This is a genomic window from Nodosilinea sp. LEGE 06152 (assembly GCF_015207525.1).
In the GTDB taxonomy this organism is placed as follows: domain Bacteria; phylum Cyanobacteriota; class Cyanobacteriia; order Phormidesmidales; family Phormidesmidaceae; genus Nodosilinea.
Window position 1 is genome coordinate 43,308 of record NZ_JADEWR010000004.1, and the last position, 21,199, is coordinate 64,506.

The 21,199-nt window shown below is 56.7% G+C and carries 21 protein-coding genes and 1 pseudogene; 10 read left to right on the forward strand and 12 right to left on the reverse strand.

All coding sequences use genetic code 11. The features are described 5' to 3' along the window. Window positions 1-7 precede the first annotated feature (7 nt). Window positions 8-1,621 (reverse strand): histidine kinase N-terminal 7TM domain-containing protein, encoded by a 1,614-nt coding sequence (locus tag IQ265_RS07445; RefSeq protein ID WP_194052081.1) that lies wholly within the window; start codon window positions 1,619-1,621, stop codon window positions 8-10. A 313-nt stretch (window positions 1,622-1,934) separates the two neighbouring features. Here IQ265_RS07445 and IQ265_RS07450 point away from each other — a divergent pair, with 313 nt between their 5' ends. After that, window positions 1,935-2,969: a hypothetical protein gene (locus tag IQ265_RS07450; RefSeq protein ID WP_228037691.1), complete on the forward strand. Its 1,035-nt coding sequence runs from the start codon at window positions 1,935-1,937 to the stop codon at window positions 2,967-2,969. A 158-nt stretch (window positions 2,970-3,127) separates the two neighbouring features. Here IQ265_RS07450 and IQ265_RS07455 read toward each other — a convergent pair whose 3' ends face one another. The 3 genes from IQ265_RS07455 to tmk all read right to left on the reverse strand — a co-directional run bounded on the left by IQ265_RS07455 (window position 3,128) and on the right by tmk (window position 5,467). Further along, window positions 3,128-3,790, reverse strand: a complete 663-nt coding sequence (locus tag IQ265_RS07455; protein WP_228037692.1) for a DUF4145 domain-containing protein — start codon at window positions 3,788-3,790, stop codon at window positions 3,128-3,130. Between the two features lie 64 nt (window positions 3,791-3,854). Beyond that, window positions 3,855-4,811, reverse strand: a complete 957-nt coding sequence (locus tag IQ265_RS07460; protein WP_347404927.1) for a DNA polymerase III subunit delta' — start codon at window positions 4,809-4,811, stop codon at window positions 3,855-3,857. Further along, window positions 4,784-5,467 carry a dTMP kinase gene (gene tmk, locus IQ265_RS07465; RefSeq protein ID WP_194052083.1) on the reverse strand — a complete coding sequence of 228 codons (684 nt, stop codon included), beginning with the start codon at window positions 5,465-5,467 and terminating at the stop codon, window positions 4,784-4,786. The genes IQ265_RS07460 and tmk overlap by 28 nt, the downstream gene beginning before the upstream one ends. 224 nt (window positions 5,468-5,691) lie before the next feature. Here tmk and IQ265_RS07470 point away from each other — a divergent pair, with 224 nt between their 5' ends. Then, on the forward strand, window positions 5,692-6,009 hold the full coding sequence (locus IQ265_RS07470) for a hypothetical protein (RefSeq protein ID WP_228037693.1): 318 nt from the start codon (window positions 5,692-5,694) through the stop codon (window positions 6,007-6,009). A 74-nt stretch (window positions 6,010-6,083) separates the two neighbouring features. Here the strand turns inward: IQ265_RS07470 and IQ265_RS07475 are convergent, their stop codons facing one another. Together IQ265_RS07475 and IQ265_RS07480 are read right to left on the reverse strand one after the other, a co-directional pair. Continuing rightward, window positions 6,084-6,539: an FHA domain-containing protein gene (locus IQ265_RS07475; RefSeq protein ID WP_194052085.1), complete on the reverse strand. Its 456-nt coding sequence runs from the start codon at window positions 6,537-6,539 to the stop codon at window positions 6,084-6,086. Between the two features lie 317 nt (window positions 6,540-6,856). Next, entirely contained in the window at window positions 6,857-7,432 is a 576-nt protein-coding gene (locus IQ265_RS07480; protein WP_194052087.1) for a cyclic nucleotide-binding domain-containing protein, read from the reverse strand. A gap of 287 nt (window positions 7,433-7,719) precedes the next feature. Here IQ265_RS07480 and IQ265_RS07485 point away from each other — a divergent pair, with 287 nt between their 5' ends. From IQ265_RS07485 to glp, 4 genes are all read left to right on the forward strand, one after another. Continuing rightward, window positions 7,720-8,565 carry an RMD1 family protein gene (locus IQ265_RS07485; protein WP_194052088.1) on the forward strand — a complete coding sequence of 282 codons (846 nt, stop codon included), beginning with the start codon at window positions 7,720-7,722 and terminating at the stop codon, window positions 8,563-8,565. Window positions 8,566-8,572: 7 nt separating this feature from the next. Beyond that, window positions 8,573-9,391, forward strand: coding sequence for a tetratricopeptide repeat protein (locus tag IQ265_RS07490; RefSeq protein WP_194052090.1), 819 nt, complete (start codon window positions 8,573-8,575; stop codon window positions 9,389-9,391). A 119-nt stretch (window positions 9,392-9,510) separates the two neighbouring features. Then, window positions 9,511-9,729 carry a hypothetical protein gene (locus tag IQ265_RS07495; protein ID WP_194052092.1) on the forward strand — a complete coding sequence of 73 codons (219 nt, stop codon included), beginning with the start codon at window positions 9,511-9,513 and terminating at the stop codon, window positions 9,727-9,729. Window positions 9,730-9,871: 142 nt separating this feature from the next. Further along, on the forward strand, window positions 9,872-11,101 hold the full coding sequence (gene glp / locus IQ265_RS07500; protein WP_194052094.1) for a gephyrin-like molybdotransferase Glp: 1,230 nt from the start codon (window positions 9,872-9,874) through the stop codon (window positions 11,099-11,101). Window positions 11,102-11,109: 8 nt separating this feature from the next. Here glp and IQ265_RS07505 read toward each other — a convergent pair whose 3' ends face one another. The 3 genes from IQ265_RS07505 to IQ265_RS07515 all read right to left on the reverse strand — a co-directional run bounded on the left by IQ265_RS07505 (window position 11,110) and on the right by IQ265_RS07515 (window position 13,194). Further along, entirely contained in the window at window positions 11,110-11,448 is a 339-nt protein-coding gene (locus IQ265_RS07505; RefSeq protein WP_194052095.1) for a hypothetical protein, read from the reverse strand. Between the two features lie 224 nt (window positions 11,449-11,672). Continuing rightward, window positions 11,673-12,311 carry a type I restriction endonuclease subunit R gene (locus tag IQ265_RS07510; RefSeq protein WP_194052097.1) on the reverse strand — a complete coding sequence of 213 codons (639 nt, stop codon included), beginning with the start codon at window positions 12,309-12,311 and terminating at the stop codon, window positions 11,673-11,675. Between the two features lie 70 nt (window positions 12,312-12,381). Next, entirely contained in the window at window positions 12,382-13,194 is an 813-nt protein-coding gene (locus IQ265_RS07515) for an A24 family peptidase (protein ID WP_194052099.1), read from the reverse strand. A 205-nt stretch (window positions 13,195-13,399) separates the two neighbouring features. Here IQ265_RS07515 and IQ265_RS07520 point away from each other — a divergent pair, with 205 nt between their 5' ends. After that, window positions 13,400-14,524, forward strand: coding sequence for an aminotransferase class V-fold PLP-dependent enzyme (locus IQ265_RS07520; protein WP_228037695.1), 1,125 nt, complete (start codon window positions 13,400-13,402; stop codon window positions 14,522-14,524). A gap of 130 nt (window positions 14,525-14,654) precedes the next feature. Next, entirely contained in the window at window positions 14,655-15,893 is a 1,239-nt protein-coding gene (locus IQ265_RS07525) for a hypothetical protein (RefSeq protein WP_194052102.1), read from the forward strand. 130 nt (window positions 15,894-16,023) lie between these two features. Here IQ265_RS07525 and IQ265_RS07530 read toward each other — a convergent pair. Both IQ265_RS07530 and IQ265_RS07535 read right to left on the reverse strand, forming a co-directional pair. After that, window positions 16,024-16,392, reverse strand: a pseudogene (locus IQ265_RS07530) (VOC family protein). A gap of 231 nt (window positions 16,393-16,623) precedes the next feature. Further along, entirely contained in the window at window positions 16,624-17,088 is a 465-nt protein-coding gene (locus IQ265_RS07535) for a hypothetical protein (RefSeq protein ID WP_194052104.1), read from the reverse strand. A 501-nt stretch (window positions 17,089-17,589) separates the two neighbouring features. On the opposite strand from IQ265_RS07535, the gene IQ265_RS07540 reads away from it, so the two are divergent. After that, a complete protein-coding gene (locus IQ265_RS07540; RefSeq protein ID WP_194052106.1) occupies window positions 17,590-18,387 on the forward strand; it encodes an SDR family oxidoreductase in 798 nt (265 codons plus the stop codon). 91 nt (window positions 18,388-18,478) lie between these two features. Then, a complete protein-coding gene (locus IQ265_RS07545) occupies window positions 18,479-19,162 on the forward strand; it encodes an S-layer homology domain-containing protein (protein WP_194052108.1) in 684 nt (227 codons plus the stop codon). 449 nt (window positions 19,163-19,611) lie between these two features. Here the strand turns inward: IQ265_RS07545 and IQ265_RS07550 are convergent, their stop codons facing one another. Continuing rightward, window positions 19,612-21,147, reverse strand: a complete 1,536-nt coding sequence (locus tag IQ265_RS07550) for a cytochrome P450 (RefSeq protein WP_194052110.1) — start codon at window positions 21,145-21,147, stop codon at window positions 19,612-19,614. Window positions 21,148-21,199: the final 52 nt, after the last annotated feature.

Here is a 21,199-nt window from a genome sequence, read left to right on the forward strand (position 1 = left end):
CAATGGGTTAGCAGTGCAGGCTGCCGGAGCAGACAATTCGGTTACGCCCTGTTTTTTTAGCCTCGTAGAGCGCTAGGTCGGCGGCGTGGAGCAAGTCATCGTCATTGATGCCCTGGTTGGGAAAAATGGCGACACCGCCAGATACAGTCGTTTTCACCTCGGCCCCTGACCAGGGAACTGACAAGGTCTCAAATGTCCGGCGAATGGCCTCGGCTCGCTGCTGACCAGCATTCAGCGCTAGCCCAGGAAACACGACCAAAAACTCCTCACCACCGAGCCGAAACGGAATATCATCCGCCTCCATCTGTTGTAGAAGAATTTGGCTAAAAGACTTGAGTACCAGATCGCCCACTCGGTGCCCAAAGGTGTCGTTGATGTGCTTAAAGTGGTCGATATCAAACATGACAAAGACTACTGAATAGCCCGCCTGTTCTGCCTTTTGTAGGGTTTTGGGTAAAATCTCGCTGAGGTAGTGGCGATTGAATAGTCCGGTCAACTGATGTCTGGCCTGCACTTTTAAGCTGGCCTGCAGAAATTTGATCTCTTCTAGCTGATGTTGAAGGCGGTCATTGGCCTGGCGCAGTTCTACCTCTGCCTGGTAACGCTTAGTAATATCGTGCAGTATGAGCAACCGCCCGTGAATTTGGCCCTGGTAATCGCTCAGGGGCGAGATTTGAACAGTGGCATAGAGCAGAGGTTGAGAGTTTAGCCAAAGACCAAAGGGTGTTTCTAGGCCGTGGTCATAGTTGTTCAAAAGTTCTGGAAAATCGGCCAGAACTAAGTGGAGCGATCGCCCCAGGCAGTCGCCCTTTAGACTTGTCAGCGATCGCCCCTGGGGGTTGATATCAACAATCCGATGCTGCAAGTCGACAACAATAACACCGTCCTGCAAATGCTCGATTAACATTTCGCGGGCAATGGGCACGGCATCAAACGCACCCATGCGAAAGAGTGCCCAAAAGAAAAAGAGCCCCGTTGCCATAAACGACATCGGGGTAAGGTTTAGGCCAGCGGGGGTGATTTCTAAAGAATAGAGTGCGCCGCTGACATAGGGAAACAGCGCCCCCAGCAGCAAAAACAGCGCCTGCCGCCGTCGTAAAGGTCCACCGCGAAAGGTGGCGTGGGCCAACAGCTGAAAGCTCCGCAGACCGTACAGATAAATGCAGCTAAGGATCCAAAAATAGCCAGGGCCGTGCTCGTAAACAGCACTAGTGCTGGGCGGTAGGCCTGGCAAAACCGCAGTCCAGACCCAATGGTGCCAGCTATTTGTGGCCACCAAAATAACGTTGAACAGGGGCCAGAAACTGAGCTGCACCAGTTGCTTAGGCCTAAAGCGCGATCGCTCGCGGGCAAACGCCTCAGCAAACAAAAGAAAGAAAACGATAATACCGCCGGTGCCAACGTATTCCAGCGTAGACCAAAAAATCTTGTCGGCGATCGCCACCGACCCTGCCTCCATAGCGGCTACCACCGCGTAAAAGGTGGCCGCCACCATCATGAGCGAAAAATAGGTGCGTGCCAGCGTTGCCCCCCGCCGCTGCCAGGCCATACTGGCAACCAGCACGTTGATCACCGCCGTAAGGGCGAGCACACCAAAGGAAAGGTTAAGTTGAAAGTCCATGGAGCAGCTAATTGACCCCACGGGGTGACAGCAGAGGCACAGGGGCAGAACCTGATGCAGTGCGGTTGCCCTCATCTGCTCAGTTTTCCCGCTTGACTAGCCTGCCTTTGCCCCTCTCTGGCAAAGGGTACCAAACTTTGTTTTTAATTTAGTCCCAATTCGCTGCTAAAGCCATGATGCGGGTACGTTAGCCCCTGCGCCCGGCACCGCACCCGCAGCCCAGAACTCATTGAGCCCGATCGCACCCTTAACGCGGGCAGACGTGGGAGAATGGACAGCCTGTGCGTGTGGTATCAACGGTATGACGGCGGCAATGCCCTATTCTTCTGAGGCAATTGAGTCAGCAATGCAGGCGGGAGAGCTGCCCCTTGCCCTGCCCGACCCCAACGACGAAAACCTCTCTGACTACGAGTTTAATCAGCAGATGGAAGCCGCCTGGCAGGTGTGCGATCGCTTCGATCTGCAAACCGATATCTGGCGCGGGCGAATTTTGCGGACGGTGCGCGATCGCGAAAAGCGCGGCGGCGACGGGCGCGGCACCGGCTTTCTCAACTGGCTCAAAGACCGCGAAATTACCAAAAGCCACGCCTACAATCTAATCGAGCTAGCCGAGAGCGCCGACCAGCTGCTCGACGCGGGCATGCTCACCCCCAAGGAAGTCAACCAGTTCAGCAAGCGCGCCTTTGTCGAAACCGCCAAGTCGGCTCCCGAAGTGCAGCAGCTCGTCAGCGACTCCGCCCGCAAGGGCGACCACATCACCCGCCGCGAAGTGCGCCAGGTGGCCAATGAGTGGGCCGCCATGACCTCCGATCTGATTCCCGAAACCCTGCGGGAAAAAGCCGCCAACAACACCATTCCTACCCGCTACATCGCGCCCCTGGTCAAGGAGATGGAGAAGCTGCCCGCCGTCCACCAGAGCACCCTCAAAACCGAGGTCGAGCTAAACCCCGACCTCGACACCCTCAAGCAGGTCACCGCTGAGGCCCGTTACCTCTCCAAATACCTGGCCTCCGCCAACCAGGTACAACTGCTTGAAGCCAGCGGCATTGACCTCGAACTCGCCCTCGAAGAAGCCCTGCGGGTGGGCTGCCTCAACTCTGCAGCAGATATGGTGGCCCAGGCCGCTCAAATCGAACAAACCGCCGTCAAACTCTTTACCGCTTGGAAGCGCCTCAACCAGTTAGCAGAACGGGTCTTTGTAGACAGCGGCGAAAGCACCCCTCACCTGCGCGCCCTGCTCACCGCCCTCGGCCCCGTCACCAGCGAAACCGTGCAGGTGCGCCTGGGCGAAATCGACAGCGTCACCGCCCAAACCATCCGCTGGCGACTGATGGTGGAGGAAGATTAGTACAAACTCCTGAGGTGCATTGCTGCGCGAATGCACCCCACGAGACTAAACCTCATCCAAGTTCAGAAGTGGAGCTCTGTCTTTGGGCAAATTGCCGCTCCCAAGCTGGACTCGGTGTAAAACACTTTCCGGCCTACTCAGCGGATTGCCTATGCATGTTAACTTATTAGATAATTTGCTAGAAATTGATTGACATATTTAATCATGTCAATCACATCGTCCTCTGCAAACTCATTAGGTTTGCCATGAGCTGCACTATTTCGTATATCTGCTAAGGCAGTTATTCGTTTTTGTATAAACTTATTGTATACACCAGCTTTAGCTAGATCAGCATTCATCTTATCTAGCCTTGCAACTGAAATACCTTCCTTTTCACATAGCTCTCGCAGTGCTGTTTCCAATACAACTCCCGCCACGACAGCCGCTGCCGTAGAGTAACCGCTATTTAACAATTCATTTGCTTGTTCAAGTTCAGAGTCAAAAACCTCCGCCTGAACAAGCGCTCTCATCGACGAAAGATATCCACCTTCGAAATCTTCCTTTGCCGCCAAGAAGATAGCCTTTAGACTTTTAAAGATATCGTAGTTCGTTTCATAAAGTATGCCAGTCTCTTTTGTCTCAAACTGCTGAAAGTACTGAGATTCTTCACCGCAAACTTTTGATAGGAGGTCTTTAACTTTTACTTTCCAGTTCGAGAAAAAATCATCATCAACGTATTCACGACTACCAAATCCTTCATTGTGGTGCATTGATTTAGAAGCTTCAACTTGAATGGCTTGAGCTTCTAACTCATCGAAACGTTGCCTGAAAAGCTTGTTCAAGATAGAAACTCCAATTAGTCAATAGCACTAAACATTGGCAACAATGCGCTGATTTGTAGATTTTTTACGGCTTTACCAAATCCATCAGCATGACTTCCCATACCAGGCGGGGCTGCACGAAGCGGCGCAGGTAGCTTTTGGCGGCTTCAAGTTTGAGCAGCCAGAGCTGGCTCTCGGTTGGGTAGTTCTGCCAGTACCAGTTGAGCAGGTAGTCAAGCAGCCAGAGCTGGGCTTCGGTGTCGAGGGCCTTGGCTACCTGGCGGGCCTGGTCGAGGGCATCGCGTAGGGTGCGAGGGGGCTGGTGCAGGGCGGTGAGTAGGTCAGCGGGGATAGTTTGGAGCTGATTGTAGGCCGCGATCGCCCCCCCCGGGCTACCCTGGGCCATTGCCAGCATCTGGGGCTGCTGGAGCACTTCCTCCTGTCCCACCCGTTCAAGCACCGTCGCCATATCCGTCGCATTCAGCCGCTGAAAGGGAATCATCTGGCAGCGCGACACCAGGGTGGGCAGCAGCGCCTGGGGGCCGGGGGCAAGCAGAATGATAGTGGCCTGACCCGGTTCTTCTAAAGTTTTAAGCAGTCCGTTAGCGGCTCCTTCAGCCATCGTTTCGGCGGCCTCAATCACCACCACGGCGCGCGGCGCTTCTAAGGGCGGGCGACCCAAAAATTGAGCAATCTGGCGCACCTGCTCCAGGCGGGTTTGGGGCGGGCTTTTGCGGCTAATCCCTTCCTCCATCGCCTGAGATGCCCCGATCAGTCGGCCCTGGTGCAGATAAGTGGGCTCCACCCACAGCAGGTCAGGGTGGTTGCGCTGGGCAATCCGACGGCTAAGAGTGGGGGATGGATTCTCGGCATCAGGGGCAAAGAGAACTGCCGCAAACTGCTCTGCTGCCAGCCGCCGCCCCACCCCGTGGGGGCCAGCAAACAGGTAGGCGGGGGCAACCCGCCGCTGCTCGATCGCGCGGCAGAGCAGGGCCACAGCGGTCGCTTGGCCCACTAGGCCGTCAAACTGGGGGCGTACCACTGCTGCAAATACCCTTCTACAACGGCAAAAATTTCGGCAGCGACAGCCTCTACAGACCCCACTGCGTCAATGGCCACAACCCGGTCTGGGTGCTGCTGGGCCAGTGCCTCAAAGCCCCCCTGCACCCGCTGGTGAAAGGCCAGATTGGCCTGCTCCATGCGATCGGCGGCTCCCCGCTGGCGGGTGCGGGCTAAGCCCACCTCGGCATCGAGCCTGAGCCAGAGGGTGAGGTCGGGCACCAGCCCCCCGGTGGCCACCTGGTTGAGCTGGTCGATCAGCCCCAAATCTAGACCGCGGCCGTAGCCCTGGTAGGCCACGGTGGAGTCGATAAAGCGATCGCACAGCACCCAACAGCCCTCGGCCAGTGCGGGTTTAATTACCTCTTCGACATGCTGGGCGCGATCGGCAGCATACAGCAACAGCTCGGCCCGGCTCGCCATCGAAGCCCCACCGCGATCGCCCAGCAGCAGCTGGCGCAACCCCAGACCCAGCTCTGTACCCCCTGGCTCACGCGTAGCCAAAACCTGGGAAATCAAGCTCCGTCGCTGGAGCTGCTGGAGGCTGTCGTGTTTTAGCAAAGCAGCGTGCAAGATCTGCAGCTGAGTCGATTTACCACAGCCCTCTACCCCTTCAAAAACCAGCAGTTTACCCGGCATTGGCCCATACTCTAGTAGTTGCCCCCTCAAGCTTACAAGCAAGACCTGTCGCCTCAGCTACAAGACCGCACCCCTGACCCTCCACAAAAATTATGCTATACATAAGGATACAAACCCAGGATTTGCCACGTTCTGGGTCAAGTGGGTTCGTTGGGGAACTAAACACGAGTCGCCATCGACCTGGCACTGAGCAATAGTTGTTACGGTCTCAGCAAAGGACGCCTATGGCCCGTTATACAAACTCTCTCCCTGTTCCCGAGACAACTTCTCGGCTGCGAGACGCTATCATCAGCTCGCTGCAAGCCTTTGGGTTGCACATGGTCTACGAAAACGGCGATTATTTAGTCGCCAAAGAGCAGCCCGGCCGAGTGTCGCTCTCCCAGCTCACGACAATCGAAGTGCTGATTAACCAACCTACCGTAGCTGCAGGGTCTGGCTGCGTCAATCTTGTAGTCAAAAACGAAGAGCTACCGCTCAGGCACGACAACCACTGCGAGCAGGTGTTTAGCGCCGTCAACCAAGCGATTGTAGCTCTGGTCTAGGTCATTTGCTGTTGTTAGACTGGCGTGCATAATCCAGTACCAGCAAACGTGAAAGTCCTCCTCAATGGGCAGGCCTAGATCTCTGTATCGTCGTCCAAGTCTGTCCCATCCTCTTCACCCTCTTCAACCATATTGGGGCTGATTAGAGTGATATCAAACTCGTCGGGGGGGAGGGTAGACTGGCTGTCGCGCTTGAGCTGATAGTAAATAGCGCGGGCCTGGGGGCCAAAGACGATTTCGTCCTCGTTTTTAAGGTCGTGGGCCTGGAGCTTGCGCCCGTTGATCAGCATGCCGTTGGCGCTGGGTTTGCCCTTCAAGTTGCCGTCTACGATACGGTAATAAAAAGTATCGTCGTCTTTGGGCAGCTGCACCAGGGTGGCGTGGTGCCGCGACACAAACTGCGACGACAGCCGAATATCGCACTTTGGGTCGCGCCCAATGGAGTACACCGAACCGTCTAAAACAATTTCTCGACGGCCTTTGCTGTCTTCAACAATGAGAATATTACTAAGTTTGGTATGGAGTGGCATGCTCTGACACTTGCAAAAACGGAGCCCAGAATCGATTTGGTAGGGAACTTGGTAGGGAACACAAAGCTGATTGGCGGCTTAGTAGGTGGTCATCTTACCCTGCTTTCACCGCCGTAGTAGCCCTTGTTGGCAATCTATGACATTGCGCAGATGTTGTGCCCTTTGGCCCACCCAGCCGACTGGCGTGAGCTGACCGCTACCGAGGAAAACGACCCTGAAAGTAAACCGACGGTTGCCCTTAGTTTACCCATTCCTACCATTGCCTGAATGGTAGCAGAATCCTTCCTAGGTGGCTGACTGGTTGCTAGCCTTTGTAATCAATCGGCAGAGTCTACTTCTAACTCCTCCCAGGGATTGGAGTTGACGTCGCGCAGGCGCTTGAGCATCCAGTCAAAGCGAATGCCGCCAATGGAGAGCATGTCGTTCATTTCGTCTAGACCAGCGTCGTTGAGGCTGGCGACCGGTCGCCAGTGTTCTCCCTGCAGATGCTTGACGGTGCTGCGCAGACGACTAGAGAGCAAAATGGCCAGAGCGCGGTAGAACCGAGAGGCAAACCAAATGTCTTGCTGGAGTTTGTGGCGCAGCTGAGCGCAGGAAATAGCCAGCACAATGCTGGGCGCTAGGGCCGATACCGTCGCTGAGGGCGGCTGACTATCGACAAACGACATCTCACCCACTACTTCGCCAGTGGCCAGATGGGCAATGGGCTGGTCGCTCAGGGCCGCCACGGAAACCTCTAGGCCACCGTCTAAAATAAGATAGATGTGTTCGCAGGGTTCGCCCTCGCGAATGAGCACTTGCCCCGGCTGAAGCTCTTGTCGCTGCCCAGCCTCAATCAACCAGTCAACGTCGTCGTCGTCTAAAACCCCAAGAATGAATACCACGCGCTTCATGGCTGCGGCCCTACTCCACAATAGCCCGCCTGCCGTAAGCAAGGCTGGGGGGGAAAACCTGGCACTGGGCCACAGTGGCAGAGCAACCAACCTGGAATGCTGGAGTACTGCCGCATAGCTACCTAATGTAAGTCATGCCAGTTTTCTAACATACCCTACGATGGGATGTATGAAACATTGCCGCCGTGAAGGTGTTCTGCAACAGTTCTAAACACGGTTTGACCTATTGAAATTTAGCGGCTGGGATGGCTGTATAGCTTCGGCTTTCTTTATTTTTACCTTTACCTATGACTACCGTAAACTCAGCGGCGGCTGTAGCGGCCCCCACCCCCCGCACTGATATCACCGTACGCGCCTATTTTTTGGGCCAGAGCATTGACCTAAGGGCGATCGCTCAGCAAAGACAAATTCAAGCTCCCCTACCAGCCCTGCTGATGGTGTCGATTGGCGAGCCGGGTGGCGAAGAGGGCCAGGGGGTGCTGTTGAGCTACGGAGCGGTGGTGCTGTTTGGCCTCTCGGAGGCGGCGGAACGAGGGTTTATTGCCACCCTAGCGCCCTACATTCAGGCCCCCTTTGAGCAGCCCGAAACCGAGGCAGCTACCATTCGATTGGCCGAAATCAGCAGCGGCAAGGTGCAGGACGGTCTGATTTTTCTGTCGTCGCTAGACGATCTGCGGCTACAGCTAGTGGCCGATGTGATGGCCAAAAGTGTGGTGCTGGCCCACTACGAAATTGGGGCGGCGGCGGTCTTTGATCGCATTGAGCCCTATGCCGCCGAGCTGCAGCACCAGCGCCAAATTAGGGTGCGGGGCGATCAGCTGCTCAAACAGATTGGCCAGACGCTGACCATTCAGCACAAAATTGTGGGGCGAGTCGAAATTATTGATAAACCCGAGCTGCTGTGGGAATATCCGGAGCTGGACTTGCTGTATCAGCGCCTTGAGGATGAGTACGAAATTCGCGATCGCCATTCGGCCCTGGAGCGCAAGCTCGACCTGGTCAGCCGCACCGCTGAAACGGTGCTCGATCTGCAGCGGCAGCAGACGGGCCTGCGCTTAGAGTGGTACGTGGTGCTGCTGATTGTGATCGAAGTGCTGCTGTCGCTATACGACCTGTTTATTCGCCCCCGCTGAGGTACCGATGGGACAATCTATTGTTGTGAACCAGGCCGAGTTTGATCAGGCGGTGCTGCAACCCTCGTTTGAGCAGCCGGTGCTGATCGATTTCTTTGCTACCTGGTGCGGCCCCTGCCAGTTGCTCAAGCCCCTGCTCGAAAAGCTGGCCCAGGAGTACGACTTTACCCTGGCCAAGGTAGATATCGACGCCAACCCCGAACTGGCCAAGGCTTTCAAGGTGGAGGGGGTGCCCGATGTGCGCATAGTGACCCAGGGGCAGGTGCAGGAGGGGTTTGTGGGGGTGCTGCCCGAGCCACAGCTGCGCGAGCTGCTGACCGGGCTAGGCCTGCAGTCGAGCCTGGAGCAAGACCTGGCGGCCTTCGATACGGCCCTCACCACTGGCGACCCCGCCGAGGTTCTTTCGGCCCTGACCACGTTACTGACCCGCTACCCCAACAATAGTCGGATCCTGCTCAAGGCGGCTCAGCTCTACATCCTTCAGAGTGACGATGCTTTGGCCAGCCAGTATCTGGAACTGATTGACCCCGGCGATCGCGACGCCACTGACATGGCCAATGGCCTGCGGGGTCTAATCACTCTGCGCCAATCCCTTACGGATCTGGGTGATTCACCGCTAGATGACAGCTTTAGAATCGCAGCTCAGGCTGCTCTGAAGGGCGATTTCGCTACTGCTCTGGAGGGGTTTTTGAGCGTAGTGGAACGCGATCGTACTTACCGCAACGACAGTGCCCGCAAGGCCATGCTCACCATCTTCAAGCTGCTGGGCGATCGCGAGCCGCTGACCGTGGCCTACCGCAAACGCCTGATGCAGGCTCTGTACTAAGAAAATTTTGAAGACTTCTCGGAGGAAAGTTTTTGGTCAAGGCAATGACAGTTATTCTAGAAGCAGTTCCCTAAGCTGATTTCCTAGCACTTTGCCAACCCTACCTGAGTGGTAAACCCATGGCATTCTTAACCCGCTGGCTTCAGTTTTTGCGGTTTCTTGAAGGGCTACTTGAGTTTTGGGATTTTCTCACGACTCCCCTGGGTCTGGTAGCCAGCGTGGGGCTGGGTCTATACAGCCTGCTGCTAGCCCTGGGTACCGATGCTGCTGCAGCCGCCACCCTTGCAGGCTCCGTAGCCCTGGGCTTAAGCTGCCTCATCACCCGCCCCAACTTTTAACTCCTGAGGTTCTCAAGCTCAATCTAGGGCAGCTTTGCCGACGCCTGCACCAAAGTAACGCCTACTCCAAGGCACTCCCCCAACAGAATCAAAGAAATTACCCTCACCTCACGGTCCCCATTCCCTCACCCTTTCCCCGCCCATGCTCCCCGCTGCCGAGGCCGAAGCCAAAATTCTCGATCTGGTCGCCCTCCCCACCGAGACCGAGCAGGTGCCTCTAGACGCAGCCTTGGGGCGCATTTTGGCCCAAGCTATTCCCAGCCCGCTCGATTTTCCCCACTGGGACAATTCGGCGATGGATGGCTACGCGGTGCGCTGCGCCGATGTGCAGGCAGCAAGTGCCGAAAGCCCGGTGGCGCTGACGCTGACGGAGACCATTCCGGCGGGGCGATCGCCCACCCAGCCCGTCGCCCCCGGTCAGGCAGCACGAATTCTGACTGGGTCAATGCTGCCGATCGGAGCCGATACCATCGTCATTCAAGAAGTGACCCAGCGTGAGGGCGAGCAAGTGCTGGTGCTAGAAGCGCCCGAACCTCAGCAGTTTGTGCGCCATCGGGGCAGCTTTTGCCAAGCGGGCGACCCGCTCATGCGGTCAGGACTGCTAATTGGCGGGCCAGAGCTGGCGGTGCTGGCCTCGGCCCAGTGTGTGCAGGTGCCGGTGTGGCCTCAGCCCCGAGTGGCAATTCTGTCTACGGGCGATGAGCTGGTGATGCCCGAAACGCCCCTACAGCCGGGGCAGATTGTAGATTCTAACCAATATGCCTTGGCTGCTCTGGTGCGGCAGGCTGGGGCCATTCCAGTGCCGCTGGGGATTGTGGCCGACCAGCCCCAGGCGCTGCGGGCGGCAATTCAGACTGCCCTGGCACAGGCCGATGTGATCGTATCGTCGGGGGGGGTATCGGTAGGCGACTACGACTATGTCGATGACATTTTGGCGGAGCTGGGGGCAACGCTGCACATCCGCTCGGTGGCGGTAAAGCCCGGTAAACCCCTCACTGTGGCGACTTTCCCAGCCCAGCAGGGAACCGAGCCGCTGTACTTTGGCTTGCCGGGGAACCCGGTGTCGGCGTTGGTCACGTTTTGGCGGTTTGTGGCCCCGGCCCTGCGCAAGCGATCGGGGTTAGCTACAGGCTGGGAGCCAGGGTTTGTCCCCGCCATTACCCGCCATGCTCTCAAGGCAGGGGGGCAGCGCGAAACCTACCTGTGGGGCAGGCTGACCCCAACGCCAACGGGCTACGAGTTTGAACTGGCCAGCGGCGGCCACAACTCGGGTAATTTGATCAACCTGGCGGGCACCAACGCCCTGGCGATCGTGCCTGTGGGCAAAACATTCATTGCTGAAGGCGAGACCGTACAGGTCATGGCCGTCTAATTGGTTACTCATTGCCCAGACCCTGCGATCGCACACACGTACTCCATCGCTGCCGAATTGAGTGGATCGGGATCGACGGGCATCCAACCCCGGCTGCCAACGGGGCCACTGAACTCCACATCGCGAAAGCGGCGGCGATCGCAGTCGTATTCGGTTAAGTAGTCGGTGCGCTGGGGTGCACCAGAGCGGCGGTCGACGTAGTAACTGCCCACCCGCACGTGGCCTTGGCCCCAAAATTCTACCGAGTCGAGATCGACAAATTGCTGCTGCTGGCCCTGGCTGGTTTCAGCGACCGGGTACCAGGTGGTGGCCAGGGCGCTGGTAGGGTAGACAGGCAGGATCAGCAATAGTCCTAGCAGGAGGGCTATTAGGGTCTTGAGATGCGCTTGGACAATAACCAGGCTTCGCGATCGCAGCCCAACACCCAAAGACCAAGAACCAAGCTTAAACCATTGCGGGCGTTGTTTCACGGTGGGCAATCTGGGAGTATGGTTGGCTCAGGCTAAGCGGCGACGGCGTAGTCTCCAGTGCTACACCCCAGGGGTTTAGAAAAGCTTATATAGGTTAGCAATCAGGTTTCTAGCTCAATGACTTGGCCAAATCGTTTTAATATCTGCAAAACGCCGTAGAGTTCGTGGATGGAGGTTAGCGCTGAAAACACTCTCGATACACCGTAGACCCCAGTCCTACCTTTTTGCAGCTTTACAAAGACAGAGTCGTCGCCATTGGTCATTAGTGCATAGGCTGGCTGCTTAGACTGGGGAGCTGCGCCTAAGTAGGCCAGGGTTTGGGGTAAAGCTGACCATACCGAAAGCGCTGTCTTCTCAGACTCTAGCACCACCACCCAAAACTGATCTTTCAGCACTAATACATCGAGTCGCCCCTGCAAAACCCCTTCAGAATCTTGCAGAATGAGTTGAATCGAGTCTTCTGCCTTAACCCTAAAGGGTGGGTCATAGAACCCAGCCAAGGTCAGTAGTGGCGAAGCGAACAAAAGCAGTACGGTGCTTTCTAGCAAATGTCCCTGCGATCGCTGGTACAAATAGCGACGGCGCAAATCTACTAAGCCTGTCTTTTCGGTTTCATTGAGGCTAGGTAAGTCAGTATTCCAGTCTGAAAAAAACGACTCCTCTTCCGTTCTCGTCAGGTTGAAGCGTTGCTCTGCCTCGGCCAGCGTCGTAATCGCTTCTGTAATAGCAACTGACATCATTTCTACCGGCTACGATTTACCCATTCTAAAAGACGGGTACAGCATCCTTTCGGGGCATTCTCTCGGCAAATTACAGCACGGGGAAAAACAGCGATCGGTAGGCACCAATAATCGCCTCGCCCCAGAACACCGTGATCACCGCGCCGATCGCAAGAAACGGGCCAAAGGGCATCGGCTGACGACGGCTGATCAGCTTGAGGGCGATCGCGCCGCCCCCCACCGCTGCCCCCACCAGGCAGGCCAAGAACCCGCTCAGCAATACCCCCTGCCAGCCCAGCCAGGCTCCCAGCATGGCCGCCAGTTTGGCATCGCCGCCGCCCATGGCTGTCTGCCCCAGGGCCGCCGAGGCAAATAGGGTAATTAAATCAAACAGCCAGATGCCCAAGACTGCGCCAATAATGCCGCCTAAGAGTCCCAGAATCGGATTGGGCCAGGGTTCCCCTTGTAAGATCGGTAGGGCAAACTTGACCGCCAGGCCGAGCAGCAGCCCCGACCCGGTGAGCACGTTGGGCAGCGTCAGCGTGTCGATATCGATAAAGGTGAGGGCCACCAGCCAGCTCAGCAGCAGCCAGTAGCCCACCGTGGCCCAGCCCAGCCCCAGCAGCCAGAATGTCGCTAAAAACAGCGCTCCCGTAAACGCCTCGATCAGCGGGTAGCGGGGCGAAATTGGGGTGCGGCAGTAGCGGCAGCGGCCCCGCAGCCAGAGCCAGCCCAGCACCGGCACATTGTCGTAGGGTTTGAGCTGGGTGTGGCACTTGGGGCAGCGCGAGGGGGGGTGCAGCAGCGACAGCCCCGCCGGTACCCGGTAGATCACCACATTGAGAAAGCTGCCCACGGCAGAGCCGAAGAGGAAGACGAGGGCAGAGGTGATGAGGGCGTCCATGGATGGGTGGATGGGTAGATGGGTGGGAGGGTGGATGGGTCAGGGGGTTGAGGGAGGAGAGTAGGGTTAGGGTGCCCGGATGGGGGAGCGGGTTTGGTGCGCTGGCGAAGCCTTTCTAAGCGGGAATCGTCTGGGGCGATGCCTCAAACATCGCTTCTACAATCAGGAGAATGTCATTTCCCATCATTTTATGTCTCCCGAAGCCATGTCCTTCTCTGCCGATACCCAGGCCATCCACAGCGGTCGGGGTATTGACTCCGCCACCGGAGCGCTGACTGCCCCCATTCACCTCTCGACCACTTTTGAGCGCGACGCCGACGGCAGCTATCCCAGGGGCTACGTCTATGGCCGCAGCGGTAACCCCAACCGCGATGCCCTTGAAAAGGCTCTCACTGACCTGGAGCAAGGGGCCGACACCGTCACCTTTGCCTCTGGCTCGGCCGCCACCTTTAGCCTGCTGCAGGCGCTTGGACCCAGCGACCACGTGATTGCGCCCCAGAGTGTTTACTTTGGTGTGCAGCAGATGCTGAGCCAAATTTTTGCTCCCTGGGGGCTGAGCTATACCCTGGTGGATACCACCGACCTGGCGGCGGTGGCCGAGGCGCTGCGCCCCAACACCCGCCTGGTGCTGATCGAAACGCCGTCGAATCCGCAGCTGGCGGTGACTGACATTCGCGCGATCGCAGATCTGGCCCACCAGGCCAACGCCTACCTGGCCTGCGACAACACGATCGCCTCCCCGGTGCTGCAAACCCCGCTGGCGCTGGGGGCCGACTTTGTTATTCATGCCACCACCAAGTACCTGGCGGGCCACGGCGATGTGATTGGCGGCGCGGTGGTCACCCGCGAGCTAAACCCACTGTTTGAGCAGCTGCGGCTGGTGCAGACCATTGGCGGCGTGGTGCCCTCGCCCTTCGATTGCTGGCTCACCCTGCGCGGTCTGCAAACTCTGCCGCTGCGGGTGCGTGCCCAGACCCAGGCCGCTCAGACCATCGCTACCTGGCTGGTTCAGCACCCCGCCGTCGAACAGGTGCTCTACCCTGGGCTGCCGGGTCACCCCGGCCACGCCATTGCCCAGCAGCAAATGCAGGGGTTTGGGGGGTTGCTGTCGTTTTTGGTCAAGGGCGACCAGGAAACCGCCATGGCCGTGGCCGCCAAAACTCACCTGATTGCCCGCGCCACCAGCTTTGGCAGCCCCCACAGCACCATAGAACACCGCGCCTCGATTGAAAAAGGCACTCAAACCGCCCCCAACCTGCTGCGCCTCTCCATCGGCCTAGAGCAGGTGGACAATCTGATCGCCGACCTCGACCAGGCTCTTCAGGGTTAAACCTATCCACCGGCAACCAGCATAATTTTTCCGTCAGCCGCAGGCCAGAACTGGAAACTGGACGACGGCCATTAGCCCTGGACTGAGCCGAGGCTACAGTCGGTAGCATCACGCTTTTGGAGCCAGGGATATGGTCAATCGAGTTCGGCGGCAGTTTCGTCGCTTTTTTAGGCAAGCTCGCACCGTCAACAATGAACCCGTTAACCGGGCCAGTTTGGCGGTGATCATTCTGATTGACCTGTTCATTCTCTTCAACGTGTTTAGCGGCCTCAGCGACATCAGCCGCTGGCCCCTCAGCCCCTACCAGGCCCACCCCTGCCACGAGCCCTGGGCGGGCTACCGCGCCCAAACCCAGGGGAACCGCAACTACGACATTCTGCGCAGCAGCATTCGGTTTGAAAGCGAGCCAGAGTTTAGCTGGGCCACCAACTACCGCAATTTGGCCGAGGGCCACCTGGGCGAGGTGTCTCCGGTTTGTCTCGACTATGCCGCCACCGCCGACGGCCTCGACACCACCGAAAATCGCCAGATTTTGGCCAGCCTCGCTCAGGTGCAAGAGTCTATCGCCGCCCTAGAGCAGGAAAACCAGACCATTCGCAGCCAGTACGACTCGACCCTGCTAGAGCAAATTGCTGGGCAGCCGCCCGAGCAGTCGATCAACCAGGTGGAAGCCAGGCAGGCCCGCGCCATTCTCGATCGCAACAACGCTAGCCTGGCGCAGTTGAAGCAGCAGCAGAGTGACCTGCAAACCCAGCTCACCCAGACCCAGGCCAGCCAGCAGTTTCTCACCCTGCTCAACAACGACGCGCAGTTTCAACCGCTCGATCGCCAGTATCAGCGGGCCTCGTTTTGGTACCCCACGGTGCAACTGCTGTTTCAGAGCTTGTTTTTGCTGCCCCTAGTGGGGTTGGCCTGGGCCGTCTACCGCTTTGCCGAGCGGCGCGGCTATGGGCTGGTGGCGTTGCAGAGCTGGCACCTGCTGGTGATCTTCTGCATTCCTTTGGTGATTAAGCTGTTTGAGGTGCTGCAGTTTGGGGCGCTGTTTAGCTGGCTGTCTCAGGTGGTGGTGGCGCTGCTGGGGGGTCTGCTGTTTCTAATTAACTACCTGTATATTTTGCTGGTGCCGCTAATCGGCTACGGCATTATCAAATTCTTTCAAAAGGTGGTGCTCAACCCCCGGCTGCAGGTGGCGGGGCGGGTGCAAAACCACAAGTGCATTCGCTGCGCCAAAAAGCTGCGCCGGGGCGACGCCCACTGCCCCCACTGCGGCTACCACCAGGATGTGGAGTGCCACCACTGCCACCAAGCCACCTACAAATATTTGCCCTACTGCCGCCACTGCGGCACGGCTCAAGAGCTGGAGGTTTGAGGGCGACCCACCCCTAGAACGCCGTACAGAAGCCCGGTTTCTGGCCCAAAAAGCTAGTCATGCCGTTAGAGCAGCGACGAAGAAACCGGGTTTTTAGCCACACTGTACCAATACTCTAGCCCGACTAATTTTAGGCCTCGGGCCGGTGGCAAACCGCCTCAATGTTGTGGCCATCTGGCCCAATTACAAAAGCACCGTAGTAGTGGGGGTGGTACTGCTCGCGAATACCGGGCGCACCGTTGTCTTGGCCACCAGCGGCGATCGCAGCGGCGTAAAACTGCCGCACCTGGTCGCGATTTTCGGCGGCAAAGGCGAGATGAATGGGGCCAGGACTTTGACCAAAGGAGCCAAACCAAAACTGGCCTTTGCCGTCTTTGCCAAGCATGGCCTAGCCTTCGCCTTCGGCAACAACGCCAATGCCCAGGGGCGCGAGGGCCTGTAGGTAGAATGCTTTGCTGGCCTCAAAGTCGCTGACATAGAAGCCCACGTGGTCAAAGATCATGACGCGCTTCCTGGCAATAGCGAGAGGATTATATCGTGAGAGCTAAGGGCGATCGCGGGTGGCATCTAGCAGAGGGAGACATCACCCGCGATCGCAAGTTAACTGAGCAGCCATACCATCTATCGCTTTTGAGTCAACGGATTTTAAGAGTGCTGTCGGGGCAACAGCGCTAACTCTAGGTAGCATCAATACTCAAAGCCGAATCAAGCTGAAACACCTGCCTATTAGCTATAGCAGGGCATATAGGTGCTGGCGCAAAGCTTCAATCTCAGCCTTCAAACGCTGCTGTATGGGATGTTCGTCCACGTACTTGCTTTGGTTGGCTGTGTATAGCAACTCAGTCTCAGCGAGTTTGGATTCTATAACACTAGCGGTAGCTGCATCGAGTAAGTCTTGATCGTTTGGATACAGTTCTGCAAAGCGAGCCTCAAGACCTTGTTGCCGCTGATTGAGTTGTTCAACTATAGGATGATCTTGGGTGAACCTCACTCCTAAAAGAACCCGCTCTACCGCCAATTGGGCGATTTCTTGAGCCAGATTATCTCTAGAAGTGGCTTGTACTGCAGAATCAACCCACTCGGCGCGGTCTACGGCAAGGGTAGGGTCTGTTGAAGCCGCTTGGGCATTGGCCACTGTACCTATCGATACCGTAGCAAGACCCAGCATCACGGACACCAGATGCTTCAGAGCCATGAATCATCCCCCGATAAAATGGCATTGAGAACTAAGCAAGCCAGACTTTGAACTAGAAAAGAAAGTTCCCCTTCTTTGTCGTTTTGGCAGTTACTCTATTATCTACTTGGAACTGCTGTTTTATTGAAATTATTACGCTTTTTGGATTGAGAGGACGAGAAGACGCCAGATGAGCCTTATTGAAGCACTGGTCTAATCGACAAACTGAGCGGCATAATGTTGCCATCACCCGCCGAGGTAGACTTTGTATCGCAGACGAAAGCTCTCGGTGGTGGGTTATACATGGACGTTATTAGACTGCCTGTTACCTGTAAGTAGTGATTGCTTAGTGCCGGGTAAAGCTATGGGCGTTGGGTTGTTGCCTGTTCGCTGCAACCTAGTAGTTAGACACGACTACCGTATCACTACTCCCTTGATTACTGCTGCAATCATTCTCCGGAGTGATGCAGAAACTATGAATTTAACCCAGCATGTTCTAGTAAAGCGAACCTGTGAGATGGCATGACAACAGCCTTGATTACCGGAGCCTCTGCTGGCATTGGTGCAGCATTTGCCCAACAATTAGCAGCGCGACGAACCGATCTTGTGCTAGTTGCTCGCTCAGAGGACAAGTTACAGGCCCTTGCCGATTCACTCCGTCATCAGTACCAAACTCAAGTAGACATTATTGCCCAAGATTTGACGGCAGCCGACGCTACAGAAACACTGTTTCAAACGGTGCAGCAGCTTGGGCGGGCGATTGACTTATTGGTAAACAATGTTGGTATTGGAGATTACGGTGATTTTGCCGAAAGCGATCGCGATCTTCAGCTTAAAATGGTGCAGCTCAACATCGCAACCACTGTAGATCTAACCCATCGCTTTTTACCCGGAATGCGGCAGCGCCGAACTGGAGGGGTAATTAATTTATCTTCGGTGGCAGCGTTTCAGTCTATGCCCTACTTCTCGATCTACGCGGCAACAAAGGCATTTACTCTTAGCTTTAGCGAAGCGTTGTGGGCAGAGAATCGCAGCTACGGAGTGCATGTGCTAGCCGTTTGCCCAGGACCAGCTGGCAATAAGTTTTTTGAGGATGCCGGTTTCCCGGCGTTTTTGGTTGATGTGGCTGCAAAAGTTGATACGCCGGTTGAGACAGTTGTACGAGATGCCCTAACAGCATTTGACAAACGAGAGTCAATAGTAATTCCTGGCGGCCTGATTAATCCCATTCTTGCTACGCTGCCTCGGCTTCTACCAAGAGAGGCGGTATCTAGCTTCTGGAAGCTGGTGCTAGGCCGTGACACTGGCAAACAATTTTGAGACTTTTGCGACTACTGATAGTGGTCGTTAGTGTTCGATTGCACCGCGCCCGACTCTTTTTCATCTCACTATCGATTAATCTTTTATGTCTATGAAAGCTGAGTTCTCTAGCAAATTTGTTCGATTAATGTGTTCTAGCCTGACCGTTGCGATGCTGGCCACACTGGTGGGACAACTTCCGGCGCAAGCGCAAGCTACTTTTTCAGATGTACCGCCAGACTATTGGGCAGCACAGTTCATTCAAGCACTTGCCGATCGCGGTGTGATTCGAGGCTTTGTCGACGGTAGCTTTCGTCCCAATGATCCAGTTACCCGCGCTCAGTTTGCGGTTCTAGTGGCTCAAGCATTCGATCGCCCGACCGTTCGCAGTGCCGTTCGTTTTGGTGATGTGCCCAGCAGCTATTGGGCCGCAGATGCCATCCAAGCTGCTTACACTGAAGGCTTTCTTAGGGGCTATCCTGGCGGTGTTTTTAACCCATCGCAACCCATGCCCCGCGCTCAGGTTTTAGTTGCTCTGGCAAGCGGTTTACAATTTGAGCCGAGTGGAACCAATGCCAGCGTGACGGGTGGCTTCCGCGACTACGATTCAATTCCTTTTTATGCCGATGATGGCGTGGCGGCGGCGACCTTCCGCAACCTCACCGTAAACTATCCCAACATTGATTTTCTCGATCCCAATCGCGCCGCGACCCGTGCTGAAGTCGCAGCCTCAATTTATCAGGGTTTGGTCGCGACCGACAGTGCTCCTGCAATCGAGTCTCCCTATATTTATTGAGCAGGGCAAGTTTAAGCAGTGGGGTGGAGCGAGCCAGAACATCCATGTCATCAATGTAGTATCGAGCAGTACTTCTGCCTTAAATGGCCTTTTTCCTATTTTTCACTGTGCGGTAGTACCAAAAACGAAACCTCAGCGAGGGTCCATCGGTAGGCACGTTACACCCTTTGTTTGTAACAGAAACTTCAGAGGTTTGTAACTCAACCATCGTCCGATCGTCACTTGAAAACAACATGGCAAGCTGATGCCGATCGATCTCAATTCCGTAAGGCAAGGTGTTGAGTTGATGTGTGACTGCCATTCCGTCTAATGTTGCAGCAACGCTGATTTGTGCGATCGCATTTTGATGTGCTGGGCCATAGCATTCGCTACCAAACAAACTCGATGGACAGAAGGAGCGATCACCACGACAGCGCTGCACACGGCCCTTGAAGCCATGAACCCAAAACCTACACCTGGCGGGGCCGTAAGTAGATTGGCATGCGATCTACCGGGTAGATCAGCAAATTCTGCTTTAAGTTCTCCAGCGACGATCGCCCGTTTACCAGCTCCCAGCTAAAGTGCCGCAGCATTTGGGCCAGCATCAGGGTCGATTCCAGCATGGCCAGGTGTTCGCCCAGGCAGCGGTGGGGGCCAGAGCCAAAATCAATCATCGGTGGGGCTGGCGACTGGCGATCGTCGCTCAGCCAACGATCGGGCCAAAAGCGATCGGGCTGGGGGTAGGCATCGGGGTCGCGGCCAGCTCCCAGCATGGACCAAAACAGGCGGGTTCCGGCGGGTACCGCCAGGCCATCGACCACGATGTCTCGGGTTGTCTGTAGCGATGTCGTGCCCGATGCCACCGAATAGAGCCGCAGGGTTTCTTTAATTACCCCTTGTAGGTAGCTCAGCTGCTTGAGGCTGGCCAGGGTTAGGGTGCCGTCGTGGTCAAATACGCGATCGACCGCGGCCTGCGCTTTCTCGAACACCTCGGGGTTGAGCGCCAGTTGGCCCACGGCAAAGGAGAGGGTGTGGGCGGTGGTATCGGTACCAGCGATCAGCATTTCAACAATTTCGGGCAGCAGAGTGGCGCGGGTATAGCGGGGTTCTTTGGCGGCAATTTTGACCAGCATCGACTGCTGAAACAGGGGGCTGGTTTGGGCCTGGGCGGCGGGGTTGTCGCGCAGCTGCAGGGCCAGGTCGATACGAGATTCTAGGGCGGTTTCAAAGTGGCGCCGGGCGGCCCAGTAGTCTTTGGCGGCTTGGGTGGGCAGATACTTTTGCCAGGGCTTTTCGCCGACGGCCACCCGCAAAAACCGATAGGTCAACACCGACATGGCGTTGTAGGTGGGCTCAATGTCGAGGGGTGGGCCTTCGGGGCTGGGCTGGTTGGGGTCGATGGGAATACCCAAGACCAGGCCCGCAATCACCCGCATGGTCAGCTCCACAAACAGCGGATCGACGGGGACGGGTTCCCCCGGTGGGGTGGTTTGAAGCTGGGCCAGCGTCTGGTGGCAGGCCTGGTTGACCAGAGCCAGATAGTGGTTGACGCCGCTGGAGCTAAACTCCGGGTTCCAGGCTTTGCGCCGCCACTGCCACTCGGCCCCATCCTGACCGATCATGATTGGCCCCATCAGATCGTTCCAGGCGCGCTGCGACTGGCCAGTGCGCACCAGGCTGCCGTCGCGGGTGCCCTGCACAATGGTGCTATCGATTAGCCTGGCCTGGCTGAGCACCACCACTGGGTAGCCCACCCAGTACACATACCGGGGGCCAAATTCTTGCGACCAGTCAAACAAAATTTGAAATAGCTGTCGATTTTTGACCGCCGCCAGCAGAGGCGGAATGTGCCCCAGCAGCCAGTGCCGGGGGGGAGAGGGGAGCGATCGCAGCGACTTGTAGCGCTGCTGCTTGGCCCACCGTTGCCAAATTCCAACTCCGACCGCGCCCCCAGCTACCAGCAGCCCCAGGCCAGCAGAAAACGGCATACCCAACACCTGAGCCATAGCATGTACCCGTCAGAAGGATGGGCCGATTATAGCGGGTTCGGTTGGCCCG